General features: G+C 35.8%; 12 protein-coding genes, 1 pseudogene, 1 riboswitch and 1 other annotated feature. Of the genes and pseudogenes, 11 read left to right on the top strand and 2 right to left on the bottom strand.

Annotated features, from left to right (window positions below; all coding sequences use genetic code 11):
• The first annotated feature begins 15 nt into the window (after positions 1–15).
• From G9F74_RS03715 to G9F74_RS03690, 6 genes are all read left to right on the top strand, one after another.
• Positions 16–1638, top strand: a complete 1623-nt coding sequence (locus G9F74_RS03715; RefSeq protein ID WP_016090952.1) for a nitrite/sulfite reductase — start codon at positions 16–18, stop codon at positions 1636–1638.
• 10 nt (positions 1639–1648) lie between these two features.
• Positions 1649–1849 (top strand): DUF3906 family protein, encoded by a 201-nt coding sequence (locus tag G9F74_RS03710; protein WP_000424930.1) that lies wholly within the window; start codon positions 1649–1651, stop codon positions 1847–1849.
• Between the two features lie 86 nt (positions 1850–1935).
• Positions 1936–2712 carry a uroporphyrinogen-III C-methyltransferase gene (gene cobA, locus G9F74_RS03705; RefSeq protein ID WP_000521277.1) on the top strand — a complete coding sequence of 259 codons (777 nt, stop codon included), beginning with the start codon at positions 1936–1938 and terminating at the stop codon, positions 2710–2712.
• A 1-nt stretch (position 2713) separates the two neighbouring features.
• On the top strand, positions 2714–3466 hold the full coding sequence (locus G9F74_RS03700) for a sirohydrochlorin chelatase (protein ID WP_000644376.1): 753 nt from the start codon (positions 2714–2716) through the stop codon (positions 3464–3466).
• On the top strand, positions 3441–4058 hold the full coding sequence (locus tag G9F74_RS03695) for an NAD(P)-binding protein (protein WP_000283324.1): 618 nt from the start codon (positions 3441–3443) through the stop codon (positions 4056–4058). The genes G9F74_RS03700 and G9F74_RS03695 overlap by 26 nt, the downstream gene beginning before the upstream one ends.
• 61 nt (positions 4059–4119) lie before the next feature.
• Positions 4120–4368 (top strand) — a binding site (T-box leader).
• A 111-nt stretch (positions 4369–4479) separates the two neighbouring features.
• Positions 4480–5835, top strand: a complete 1356-nt coding sequence (locus tag G9F74_RS03690; RefSeq protein WP_016108077.1) for a sodium-dependent transporter — start codon at positions 4480–4482, stop codon at positions 5833–5835.
• Positions 5836–5862: 27 nt separating this feature from the next.
• Here G9F74_RS03690 and G9F74_RS03685 read toward each other — a convergent pair whose 3' ends face one another.
• Together G9F74_RS03685 and G9F74_RS03680 are read right to left on the bottom strand one after the other, a co-directional pair.
• Positions 5863–6027, bottom strand: coding sequence for a hypothetical protein (locus G9F74_RS03685; protein WP_000380940.1), 165 nt, complete (start codon positions 6025–6027; stop codon positions 5863–5865).
• 101 nt (positions 6028–6128) lie between these two features.
• Positions 6129–7398 (bottom strand): annotated as a pseudogene (locus tag G9F74_RS03680) (murein hydrolase activator EnvC family protein).
• 492 nt (positions 7399–7890) lie between these two features.
• Between G9F74_RS03680 and gltP the strand changes: the two are divergent.
• From gltP to G9F74_RS03655, 5 genes are all read left to right on the top strand, one after another.
• A complete protein-coding gene (gltP, locus tag G9F74_RS03675) occupies positions 7891–9165 on the top strand; it encodes a glutamate/aspartate:proton symporter GltP (protein ID WP_000821124.1) in 1275 nt (424 codons plus the stop codon).
• Between the two features lie 70 nt (positions 9166–9235).
• Positions 9236–9754 (top strand): ribonuclease FAU-1 family protein, encoded by a 519-nt coding sequence (locus G9F74_RS03670; protein WP_000824639.1) that lies wholly within the window; start codon positions 9236–9238, stop codon positions 9752–9754.
• A gap of 120 nt (positions 9755–9874) precedes the next feature.
• Positions 9875–9980: riboswitch (SAM riboswitch) on the top strand.
• Positions 9981–10074: 94 nt separating this feature from the next.
• On the top strand, positions 10075–11391 hold the full coding sequence (locus tag G9F74_RS03665) for a Na+/H+ antiporter NhaC family protein (protein ID WP_000665472.1): 1317 nt from the start codon (positions 10075–10077) through the stop codon (positions 11389–11391).
• A 231-nt stretch (positions 11392–11622) separates the two neighbouring features.
• Positions 11623–11979 carry a lmo0954 family membrane protein gene (locus G9F74_RS03660; protein ID WP_000808637.1) on the top strand — a complete coding sequence of 119 codons (357 nt, stop codon included), beginning with the start codon at positions 11623–11625 and terminating at the stop codon, positions 11977–11979.
• A gap of 58 nt (positions 11980–12037) precedes the next feature.
• Complete coding sequence (locus G9F74_RS03655) at positions 12038–12700, top strand: PspA/IM30 family protein (protein WP_000814140.1); 663 nt, start codon at positions 12038–12040, stop codon at positions 12698–12700.
• The last annotated feature ends 67 nt before the right edge of the window (positions 12701–12767 follow it).

Here is a 12767-nt window from a genome sequence, read left to right as displayed (position 1 = left end):
TAGGGGGATTTAAAAATGAGTTATGAAAAAGTATGGGCTAATAATGAAAAATTAAATCAGACTGAGAAAAATAAATTAGCAAAAGATGGTTTGGAAATTTTTAATGATATTCCTTACTATGCGGAAAATGGATTCGAATCTATTCCGAAAGAAGAGTGGGACGCATTTAAATGGGCAGGATTGTATTTGCAAAGACCGAAAGAAGCTGGCTATTTTATGATGCGTGTAAATATTCCTTCAGGGATTATTACAAATGCGCAGGCGGAAGTGCTTGCTTCTATCGCTGAGGATTATGGACGTGATGTAATAGATATTACGACAAGACAGGCGATTCAGTTTCACTGGTTAGAAATTCAGCAAATGCCAGATATTTTTAAAAGATTAGCAAGAGTTGGGTTATCTTCAGCAGGGGCGTGTGGTGATATAACACGTAATATTACAGGTAATCCACTTGCAGGAATTGATGCGAATGAACTGTTTGATACAACGCATATTGTGAAGGAGGTATATGACTATTTCCAACATAATGAAGAGTTTTCTAACTTACCACGTAAATTTAAAATGTCTATTAGTTCTAACGTTTATAACTCGGCAAACGCAGAGATTAACTGTGTTGCATTTACACCTGCTACGAAAGAAATAGATGGTGAGAAAAAAGTTGGTTTTCATATAAAAGTAGGCGGTGGATTATCAGCCCGTCCATATTTAGCTGATGAATTAGATGTGTTCGTTTTACCAGAAGAAGTGAAGGCGGTAGCAATTGGGATTGCTACTATATTCCGTGATTTTGGATATCGCGAGAAACGTCATTTAGCTCGTTTGAAATTTCTTGTTGCAGACTGGGGAGCAGAGAAATTTAAAGAGAAACTAATAGAGTATACAGGACCATTGCAAAGTAAAGGAGAAAGTGCACTTAAAGGATGGAATGCAGGCTATTTTTATGGTGTTCAAGATCAAAAACAAGATGGATTAAAATATGTCGGTTTTAATGTGCCGGTAGGTCGTTTACATGCAAAAGAAATGTTTGAGATTGCAAGAATTGCAAAGCAGTATGGAAATGGACAAATTCGTACGTGTAACTCACAAAATTTCATCATTCCGAATGTTCCACCAGAAAATGTAACGGGTTTATTAAGTGAACCGTTGTTTGAAGCGATATCTGCAAGTCCGAAATCATTTATTGGTCATGCGGTTTCATGTACTGGTATTGAATATTGCAATCTTGCTCTAGTAGAAACGAAAGAAAGATTACGGAAAATTGCAGAATACTTAGATACAGAAATTGCACTTGATGTTCCAGTTCGAATTCATATGGTAGGATGCCCAAATTCATGTGGTCAACGTCAAATTGCTGACATCGGATTACAAGGGATAAAAATGAAAACGAAGGAAAAAGGGATTGTTGAAGCATTTGAAATATATGTAGGTGGAACGTTGTTAGATGGCGGTGCCTATAATCAAAAGTTAAAAGGGAAAATAGATGGCGAGGATTTACCGGATGTACTCGCATCATTTATAAGTTATTTTAAAGAGAATAAGTTACCTGCCGAAACATTTTATGATTTTGTCGGACGTATCGGTGTAGATACATTGCAAATAGCTTTAAATAACGTGTTAGAAGAAGTAATAGCGTCTTAGGAGGGGCAATATGGAATTATATCGATTTGAAGCTGTGTTAGCGAATAATATCGTTCCGATTGTTGTTGTTGCTCAAAGTGAAGAGCAGGCATTTAAGCTTGCGGAGATTGAGCTTGAAAAGCATTTTTTACCGTTGCCAGAAGTAAAGGAAATCTCCTTATTTGAAAAAAAGAAGATTCGAAAAGGTGCGGCATTTGTTGTTCATGAGTAAATAACATTGAAATACGAACGTATACTAACTTCCATTCATGCATAAGGATGGAAGTTTCATTTTAATAGTAGAAATGAGGAGAGATGATGGGGAAGGTGTATATAGTTGGAGCGGGTCCTGGCGATCCGGATTTAATTACTGTTAAAGGATTGAAATGTATTGAGAAGGCAGATGTTATTTTATATGACCGTCTCGTGAATAAAGAATTGCTTTCATATGCAAAGCCTGAAGCGGATTTAATTTATTGCGGGAAACTCCCGAATTATCACACGATGAAGCAAGAGACAATTAACACATTTCTTATTAAATATGCGAAAAAAGGAAAAGTTGTAACGAGGTTAAAGGGCGGTGATCCATTTGTATTTGGTAGAGGGGGGGAAGAAGCTGAAGCGTTAGCAAAGCAGGGTGTACCATTTGAAATCGTTCCTGGAATTTCAGCTGGAATAGCTGCACCTGCTTATGCTGGTATTCCGGTGACGCATCGTGATGCAAGTGCGAGTTTTGCGGTTGTGACAGGGCATAGAAAAGAAGGTGCTGAAGAGGAAGTGAAGTGGGAAAATTTAGCGAAAGGTGTAGAGACTTTGGCAGTATATATGGGAGTTAGTAATTTGCCCTACATATGCGAACAACTTATGAAGCATGGAAAAGATAAAGGTACACCTGCTGCTATTATTGAACGGGGAACGACGTCTATGCAGCGTACAGTTGTCGGGACGTTAGGGACAATTGTAGATGTTGCGAGAAAAGAACAAATTCAAAATCCGAGTATGATTGTAATTGGAGAAGTTGTCCGTTTTAGAGAGAAAATTCATTGGTTTGAAAAACAAACGGAACAGACTTATCAAGTAAGCGGAGTGTTATAAAATGAAAGCCATCTTATATATATGTCATGGAAGTCGTTTGAGGGCAGCGAAAGAAGAGGCAATTCAATTTATTACGACATGTATGAGCCGTATAGAAGCGGCTATTCAAGAAGTTTGTTTTTTAGAGCTGGCGAATCCTTCTATTGAAGAAGGATTTCGTACATGTGCGAAGCGTGGTGCGACAGAGATTATTGCTATTCCTGTTTTCTTATTAGCAGCAGGCCATGTGAAGAATGATATTCCTTTTGAATTACAAAAGTTAAATAATCAATACCCTAATATTAAAGTGACGTATGGTAATCCGTTTGGTGTATCAGAGACGCTTATAAAGTCGGTATATAACGGAAGTGGTATTGAAGAATATAAAGATGAAGTAACACTTTTACTCGTTGCAAGGGGTAGTAGCGATCCTGAAACTTTACAAGATATAAATCGGATCGCTACTTTATTTCAAGCAGAAGAAAAAATTGCTAAAGTAGAAGTTTGTTTTTTAGCAGCTGCGGAGCCGAAATTTGAGGAGAAATTAAAGGAAGTTGTAGAGCGAAAAGAAGGGTGTATTATTGTATTACCTTATTTGTTATTTACAGGCTTACTTATGAAACATATTGAGAAAGAAGTGCGTCAATATGAGTTGGATGAGATAAAAATAAGTCCGTATTTAGGAAAAAATGAAGTGGTTCAAGATATGTTAATTCAGAAAACGAAGGAGTTATTGAAGGGAGATTCATATGTATCCACTTACAGTGCAAGTTAATAAGAAACGGGTTGTTGTCATTGGTGGAGGAAAAGTTGCCGGATTTAAAATAATTCCTTTACTCAAACAAGGTGCGGATATAGTAGTAGTAAGTCCAGAATTAGATGTAAATTTAGTGAAACTTGTGGAGGAGAAGAAAATTCGTTGGTATCAAAGAGAGTATGAAAAAAGTGATATTAAAGATGCTTTTTTAGTTGTTGCGGCGAGTAGTGATTCTATATTAAATGAACAAGTTGCTGAAGATGCTGCAAAGAATCAATTGGTAAATGTTATTACGAACCCGGAAAGTGGCAATGTTCACTTTCCGGCAGCGATTCATCGTGGGTTACTTAATATAGCGGTTTCTACCGGAGGAGCAAGTCCAAAACTCGCAAAAAAAATTCGAGATGATATCGCGAATAAATACGATGAAACATACGAAATATATTTAGATTTTTTATATGAAGTAAGGGTGAAGTTAAAAGACTTACAGTTAGAAAAGAAAGAACGGCATATATTACTACAAGAAGTATTGAAATCAGCATATGTGCAAAATGAGAGAAAAAGAGAACAGTTTTTACAAGAATTAGAGGAGAGAGTTCTAAAGAGATAAAAAGTAAATAGCGCTTTACAAGTATAAAAATATAATTTATAATCACAAGTAACTTCAATAGATGAAATCGATGAGCAAGAAGAGTACGTATATTTGATGCGTTCAGAGAGCTGGGGTAAGGTGTGAGCCCGGTACGATAAAATATACAGAATGGGCTTGCGAGAGGTATGTTGAACATTGTAGTAGGCAACCCGGGTTCCGCCGTTAAAAGGATAGAGTATCGGAATGATTCCTGTACTTGAACAAGTGGGATTTATCAGTCCAATTGAGGTGGTACCACGGTATTTACATTACATATATCGTCCTCTACATGCATATTTGCGTGTAGGGGACTTTTTTATTTTCTAAAGGAGGTGTGCGAGTATGAAATGAAAGTGTATAATTGTTAAAAGTTTAAATATTCAGAAAAGGGGAATTTATGATGAAAGAAACACAGCAATGGACGTCGAAAATAGGCTTTGTACTCGCAGCAGCCGGAGCAGCAGTAGGTCTTGGTGCGATATGGAAATTTCCATATGTTGCAGGTAATGGCGGGGGAGGCGCATTCTTCCTAGTCTTCTTACTATTAACTTTATTTATTGGGATGCCGCTATTACTAGCAGAATTTGTTATTGGTCGTAGTACACAAAAAGAGGCAGTTACAGCGTATAAAGTATTAGTGCCAAATAGTAAAGTATATCCTTGGATTGGTCGTATGGGAGTTGTAACATGTTTTAGTGTACTCTCTTTCTATAGTGTTGTAGGTGGATGGATTTTACTGTATTTATACTACAGTGTTACAGGTAGTTTCTGGAATGGTGTTGTCGATTATGCGAGTGTGTTTGGTGAGGCGATTTCAAATCCAGTAAGTGCGATTGGAGCGCAATTTATCTTTATGCTTTGTACTATTTTTGTCGTAAGTAAAGGTGTAGAGAAAGGTATAGAAAAGGCAAGTAAGTATATGATGCCATTATTATTTATTTTATTTATCGCGATTATTATTCGTGCGTTGACACTTGATGGTGCTTTTGCTGGAGTAGAGTTCTTCTTAAAACCTGACTTTTCAAAGCTTACAGCAGATACGATTTTATATGCGATGGGACAATCTTTCTTCTCACTAACAGTAGGTGCCTCGGTAATGGTAACGTATAGTTCGTATTTAAAGAAAGAAGAACATTTAGCGAAATCAGCAACATCTATTGTAAGTTTAACTGTTTTCGTTACAGTACTTGCGGGATTAGCGATTTTCCCAGCGATTTTCGCATTAGGAGTTAAACCGACGGAAGGACCGGGATTACTGTTTATCGTCCTTCCAGCCGTATTTGCAAAAATACCATTTGGACAATTTTTCTTTATTATGTTTTTAATTTTATTCTTCTTTGCGACTTTAACATCAGCTATTTCAATGCTTGAAATTGTAGTAGCATCTGTTGCGAAAGGTAATGAAAAGGAGCGTCCTTCAGCATCATTATTAATTGGTATTCTTATTTTTGCAGTTGGAATTCCGTCAGCATTATCGTTTGGAATTATGAGTGATGTGAAAATATTTGGGAAAACATTCTTTGATTTCGTTGACTTCTCGGTAAGTAATGTATTGCTGCCGCTAGGGGTACTAGCTATTTCGCTATTTGTACCAAATAAAATGAGTAAAGAGTTATTAATGAAAGAATTAGAAGTTACGGAAACGAAAGGGAAGACGTTATTTAACATTTGGTTCTTCTTGCTTCGTTATGTTATTCCAGTAACTGTAATTATCGTATTTTTAAATGCGATAGGCGTATTTAAAATGTTTGCATAAAAAAGACGGGGGTCCCCCGTCTTTTTTTTATGCTGACATTGATGAATGTAATAGACGATTATATGCTTTGTAGGCTGTAACGACTGCGATGAAAGAACCGATTAAAAACAATGCTGAGCCGCCAAATGTAAATAACCGGCCAATATACGTTTCTCTAGCTTCTTCTATTTTTTGTTGTAATTGTGTATCCATCTTTGATCACCCCGTAAACGATAGGCATTTAGTTATAGTCTATGTAGAATGCCTATAGTGTGTGAAGTGTAAAGAAAAAAACTCGGTATGCACCGAGTTTTTTATAATCCGATATATGAAGATGGATCAACTGCGTTTGTCTTGCCGACATTCCATTCTCCAAGGTGAAGTTCGAAGTGTAAATGTTGCCCGTATGATTGGCCAGTATTCCCCATGAATCCAAGTTGAGTGCCTTGTTTTACAGTTTGTCCATTTGATACAGAACGGCTACTCATATGTGCATATACTGTCGTGTATGTCTTTCCGTTTATACGGTGAGATAAGTACACAACATTTCCGTAACTAGATGAGAATTCCGAGCGGATAACTACACCATCTGCAGCAGCAATAATTGGAACCGTTCCCGAAGCGGCAATATCGATACCTTTATGGTTATCTAAAGAACGTGTACCAAACCCAGAAGTTTTTGATCCAGCTGCTGGTTTAATAAAGCCGCCAGTATTTGTATCGTGTGGCGGTGAAGCTGCTTGAGCTTTTTGAGCAGATGTAGTAGCTTGTTTAGCTTCTTCTGCCTTGCGGGCTTCCTCGGCTTTACGAGCCTCTTCTGCACGTTTTTCTTCTTCAATTGCTTTTTGAACAGCTTGACGCTGATTTTCTAAAATGCCTTTTGATTCTTCTAGTCCTTCAATCTCTGAATCTACTTTTGCTACTTTCGTATGTAGATCATTAATAAATGATTGTTGCTGTTGCTGGTTTGTTTGTAGCTCTTGTTGTTTTTGGATTAATCTTTGTTCGGCCTCTTTTAGTTGTTGTTCTTTTTTCTCAACAGCCTCTTTTTCTGTCGCCACAGCATTTTGATCGGTTGTTTGTTTTTTCACAATATCTGTATCATTGTTTAAAATTAAACTGACGGAGTACATATTATCAATAAGGTCAGCAATGTTTGCAGAGTTTGTTAATACCTCTGTAATGATGTTTGTACGTGGTTTTTCTTGCATAGATTGTAATCGTTGTTTAATAACTTCCTGACGTGTATCTATGTTTGTTTGTAATTGTTCTATATGTTTCTTTTTGTCAGCAATTACTTGTTGTGTTTTGCTAATTTCTTTTTTTGTATCGTTTAATTCAGCCTCGTTTTTATTAATAGAAGTAGTTAATTCGTCGATTTTTTTTCTGTAAATCTTGGATTTCTTTTTCTATTTGTTCTTTCTCAGCTGATTTATTTTGTAAGTCATTTTGTTTGCCGTCTAATTCTGATTGTATATTCGATAATTTATCTTGATTTGTTTCAGCGTATACGGGTGAAAGTAATGGGGAAGCAAAAATCGTTCCTGCTGCTAAAACACTAAACGCTGCAAATTTCTTTTTCATGGTTGTCTGGCTCCTTTCCCTATGAATGTTATATATCATAAGAAGAAGTGTGTCTATCGTTGTAATCATAATGTAAAGAAAATTTTATAAAATTGCTAAGTTTTGTCGGAATTTATCATTTTTCAACAGTAATTGTCATGAAAGTTATATTTTTTTACATATGAAATAAAGGTATATTTAGGTATTTTTATAAAATAAAGGAATAAACAGAATTATTGTATATAGCGAAAAATTATGTAGGGAGTCAATTAAACACTAGTAAGGAATCGTTCTCATGTTAGGTTTTCTGACATGGGTTTTATTTTTGTCAAGAAAATTATTTACGTTCGGGAAAAGTTATTTTGTTGTCAGATTTAATTTTTTGATTTATGATTTTTAACAGGGACAAAATGTAGTGAATTGTCGAATAATATATAATACTCTTAATTTCTTAGTTTTATAGAGATAGAATGAGGGATAGAGTGATACATCGAAGAGGGGGTTACAACAAATATGAAAAGAATAGGACTTGCATGGCAAATATTAATAGGTCTTGCGTTAGGTATTGCAGTTGGTGCGATTTTCTTTGATAATCCAGCAGTTGCGAAGTACTTACAACCAATTGGTGATGTTTTCATCCGATTAATTAAAATGATCGTTGTACCGATTGTTGTAGCAAGTATTGTTGTTGGGGTTGCTGGTGTTGGCGATGTTAAGAAGTTAGGTCGACTAGGCGGAAAAACAATTATTTACTTTGAAATTATTACAACACTTGCAATTGTTGTTGGTCTATTAATAGCGAACATTTTCCAACCTGGAAAAGGCGTTGATATGGATAAGTTAACAAAAACAGATATTTCTAAATATACACATACGACAGAGCAAGTACAAAGTCATTCGTTTGCGGATACGTTTGTAAATATTGTTCCGACGAACATTATGAAATCATTAGCTGATGGTGATATGCTTGCTATTATTTTCTTCTCTGTATTATTTGGTTTAGGTGTAGCAGCAATTGGTGAACGTGGTAAACCAGTTCTACAATTTTTCCAAGGTGTAGCAGACGCAATGTTTTACGTAACGAACCAAGTTATGAAGTTTGCACCATTTGGTGTATTCGCATTAATTGGTGTTACAGTTTCTACATTCGGTTTAGCTTCATTAATTCCGTTAGGGAAATTACTAATTGTAGTATACGGAGCAATGATCTTCTTCGTTGTAGTTGTCTTAGGACTTACAGCGAAAATATTTGGAATTAACATTTTCCAATTCTTTAAGATTTTAAAAGACGAGCTGATCTTAGCGTATTCTACAGCAAGTTCAGAAACAGTTTTACCGAAAATCATGGAGAAAATGGAAAAGTTCGGTTGTCCGAAAGCAATTACATCTTTCGTTATTCCGACAGGTTATTCATTTAACTTAGATGGATCAACTTTATATCAAGCAATTGCGGCTATTTTCTTAGCACAAATGTACGGTATTGATTTATCTATTTCTCAACAAATTACATTATTACTTGTATTAATGGTTACATCAAAAGGTATCGCAGGTGTACCGGGCGTATCATTCGTTGTATTATTAGCAACGCTTGGTACAGTAGGTATTCCAGCAGAAGGTTTAGCCTTTATTGCAGGTATTGACCGTATTCTAGATATGGCTCGTACAGCAGTTAACGTTGTAGGTAACTCTTTAGCAGCTGTAGTTATGTCTAAGTGGGAAGGTCAATATGACGCTGAAAAAGGACAAGCCTATTTAAAAGAGATATCTGAAAAGGGTCAAGCAGCTTAATTATAATATGAACAAGCTCTCACATAATATATGTGGGAGCTTTTCTATATATAGAAGAGGAGCGGGCGTAATGAAACGTAAATATGGTGACGGTTCTTCGTGGAAGCGACTAATAGAGAAGGATTATATGGTTAAGCAAGTAGAAGAGGGCATGCTAGGAATACTGGACATAAAAAAGGTGAGAGAACCTAGTTATAAAGAATATGATGGTAAAGAAATTTGTGTCGCAGGTAATGAGTATACGTGGATTCAGTATTTCATAAAAGGGAAAAACTTTGCGATTACAGCTATGTTAGATAATAAGGGGAATTTAGTACAATATTATATTGATGTGACGAAAGAATACGAAATAGACGACCGGGGTTTACCGTATTTTGATGATTTATATTTAGATGTAGTGCTATTGCCGAATGGTAAGATGTATGTATTGGATGAAGATGAGTTAGAGGACGCTTATAAAAATGGTGATGTTACAAAGGAAGAATATGAATTAGCCTGGCAAACAACGAAATGGATCATGGAAGCCATAAACAATAGTGAATTTTATTGGATTTCAATATTAGATAAAGAAATCAAAAAGTTAAAATGATTGGTGTATTCATATTTTTGTATAATTACCAAAAAAATCTATACAAAAAATAATTGACTTTTGTTTTGTAAGCGAGTAAAGTTAGGGAAGAAATTATTATTAAAAAATAAATATGAAACCTTCTTATAAAGAGAGGCGGAGGGACTGGCCCTACGATGCCTCGGCAGCGGACTCGATTTTAGAGTGCTGTGCCAAATCCAGCAAGCATGTGCTTGAAAGATGAGAAGAGCGTTCCTTATAGATGTATAAGACCTCTTCTCGTTGGAAGAGGTCTTTTGTTATTCATTAAAAAAAGGTTGAAACTAGGGAGAGATGGTACTTTGAAAGAAACGAGAGGAAATGGTTTAGCTTTATTACCACTTGGGATATTTTTAGCGCTATTTATTGGTTCTGGAATTATTACGGGTGATTTCTATAAATTGCCGATACTTGTAGCGATTTCAATTGCTGTAGGAATTGCTTTGGTGATGAATCGTAAAGAAAGTTTTAATGTGAAAGTAGAAAGATTCGCTAAAGGTGCAGGAAATCCGGATATTATGATTATGGTATTAATTTTTGTACTTGCAGGTGCATTTTCTGAAACAGCAAAAGGAATGGGCGGAGTAGACTCAACTGTTAATTTAGCGTTAACTATTTTGCCACCAGGATTTATCGTAGCTGGAATTTTTGTTATAGGTGCGTTTATTTCATTAGCGATGGGAACTTCAATGGGAACAATTGCAGCGTTAGCACCGATTGCTGTAGGTATTAGTGGACAAACTGATATCTCAATTGCACTTACGATGGCTACTGTTGTTGGTGGAGCGATGTTTGGTGATAATTTATCATTTATTTCAGATACAACAATCGCAGCTGTTCGTTCGCAAGGAACAGAAATGAAAGATAAGTTTAAAACGAACTTTTTAATTGTATTGCCAGCTGCTATTATTACAATTGTACTATTAGTAATAATTACTTCAGGAAGTGATACGCAGGTTAAAGCTCATAGTTTTGATTGGATAAAGATTTTACCGTATGCAGGAGTACTTATTACCGCGCTACTTGGCTGGAATGTACTTATTGTGTTAACTGGTGGAACTGTATTATCTGGCGCTATCGGTCTTATAGATGGAAGTTACACGTTGGAGAGTTTCTTTAAAAGTGTAACGACTGGAATGGGCGGTATGATGGAGTTAGTATTACTTGCTATTTTAATCGGAGGTATGGTTGAACTAATTCAATATAATGGTGGGATTCAATATTTAATGAATCTTTTAACGCGTAATATTCGTTCGAAAAAAGGCGCAGAGTTCGGTATTGCTGGTTTAGTGAGTATGACGAATATGTGTACAGCGAATAATACGATTTCAATTATCTTTACAGGCCCGCTTGCGAAAAACATTGCAGATCAATATGAAATTGATCCCCGTAAATCAGCAAGTGTATTAGACCTTTTCTCATGTTGTGTGCAAGGATTAATTCCGTATGGTGCTCAAATGTTAACTGCGGCAGGGTTTGCTGCTTTATCTCCGATTGAACTGTTACCGTATGCATTTTATCCAATTTTAGTTGGGGTATGTGGAATTGTTTCGATTTTGATTGGATTTCCGAAGTTTTCGAAAGTGGCGGAGAAAAAAGAGTATCATAAAACAGCATAATTTAATATGAATGATAACTTTAGTAATTGAAACCGTGTAGAGAATATTCTCTGCACGGTTTTTTTATGTGTGGTAAAAGAGTGAATCATCCTATTCTACCTTATGTTTTTTACAGAAGGCTGAATGTATCTCGGTCTTAAGTCTGAGTTGAAAACGGTTCTTAAGCTCGTTATGGAAAAATGAAAAAATAGTTAAGATAAGAGTATCAAATCGAAGGGAGGCAAGCACAAGATGAAACAATTTCTAGCGTTTATCGCGGCCGGTATTTTGGCTTTAATTGCTCTTGGTAGTCTTGCTGGTATTGTAGGATTCGCAATCGGAGCAGGAGTTGTGTACTGGAGCTATAAATCATTTGTGCGAGCTAAATCATTTTTTGGAAAGCTAGCTTGGGGCATTGTTGGTTTAATCGGTTTATCCATTGCACTTTCTCATTCACCAGCATTAATTGGTATCGCTGCATTGGTAGTTTTGTACTACGGATACCGTGAATGGAAAAAAGAAAAAGATGTAGTTGTTGATTCAGCTTCAGAAAGTTCTAAACCATATAGCAACTTTGAAGATGAGTGGAACAAATTAATGAAAAACTAAAACAATAAACCAATAAAACAATAAATTATAAATAAAGTAGAAGAGAGGAAGATTTATAATGAAACAATCTTTATTCGGACGTGTACGCGATGCAATTTTAGCTGATTTTCATAATGTGTTAGATGAGAAAGAAAGAAAAAATCCAATTGCAATGTTAAACCAATATTTACGCGATAGTGAGCGTGAAATAACAAAAATTGAGAAGTTAATTCAGCGTCATAAAACATTAAAATCTAACTTCGCTCGTGAGCTTGAGCAAGCACGCTATTTTGTTAACAAAAGATCAAAGCAAGCTATCATTGCTCAAGAAGCAGGCGAATTACAACTGCATGAACGTGCATTAGAAGAAGTGGCGTATTATGAAGGGCAAGTAACTCGCTTAGAAGAAATGTATGCTGGTGTTGTAGAGCAAATTGATGAGTTAGAGCGTCGTCTTTCAGAAATGAAAAATAAATTAAAAGAAATGAACGCAAAGCGTATGGAATTAATGGCTCGTGAAAATATGGCGCATGCAAACCGCCGTATGAATACTGCTATTCATAAAATGGATGAAAATAATCCGTTCTTACGATTCGAAGAAATTGAAGATCACATTCGTGACATAGAGCTTCGTATAAATGAAGAGCATGAGCGTGATACATTTGATATGAAAATTGCAAAGCTTGAGCGTGAAATGAAAGAGAAAAATGAAGTATCGTTAACGAAAGAAGTAACAAAATAATTGTAGTATATTATAAAACAGGCTTATGATATAGTGATAGGAGAAAAGGTGTTGGAAAGCAATGCCT

It is taken from the genome of Bacillus sp. EKM202B, assembly GCF_011066025.1.
Lineage (GTDB): Bacteria > Bacillota > Bacilli > Bacillales > Bacillaceae_G > Bacillus_A > Bacillus_A toyonensis.
The sequence above is the reverse complement of the archived record's forward strand: the minus strand, read 5'-3'. Positions and strand labels throughout refer to the sequence as shown.